The organism is Psychromarinibacter sediminicola (assembly GCF_029168335.1).
Taxonomy (GTDB): domain Bacteria; phylum Pseudomonadota; class Alphaproteobacteria; order Rhodobacterales; family Rhodobacteraceae; genus Psychromarinibacter; species Psychromarinibacter sediminicola.
Genome location: NZ_JARGYC010000258.1, coordinates 1 through 350, shown reverse-complemented (window position 1 = coordinate 350; position 350 = coordinate 1). Strand labels below are relative to the sequence as shown.

The 350-nt window shown below is 61.7% G+C and carries 1 protein-coding gene; it reads right to left on the bottom strand.

All coding sequences use genetic code 11. From position 1 onward, the window contains the following. Window positions 1–350, bottom strand: a 350-nt coding sequence (locus P1J78_RS25260) for an IS6 family transposase (RefSeq protein ID WP_275570117.1), incomplete at both ends; no start/stop codon positions are given.

The following is a 350-nucleotide window of genomic DNA, read 5'->3' as shown; positions in this document are numbered from 1 at the left end:
GGCCGCACCGATTTCCTTCAGCGCCGCGCCATAGGACCGAAGCCGGTCGGTCACGATGGTGTCCGGCCGGCCGTAGCGCTTCATTGATTTTCTGAGGAATTTCAGGGCTGCCTTCTTGTCGCGCGTCTTCGTCACGAAGCTCTCGAGGACCTCGCCCTCATGGTCAACAGCCCGCCACAGGTAATGCCTCTCGCCGTTGATCTTCACGAACATCTCGTCGAGGTGCCATCGCCACTGGCTCGACCGCATCCCCTTGATCCGGCGTTTCCGGATTTCGGCGGCAAACATCGGCCCGAACCGGTGCCACCAGAACCGAACCGCTTCATGGCTGACGTCGATCCCGCGTTCGT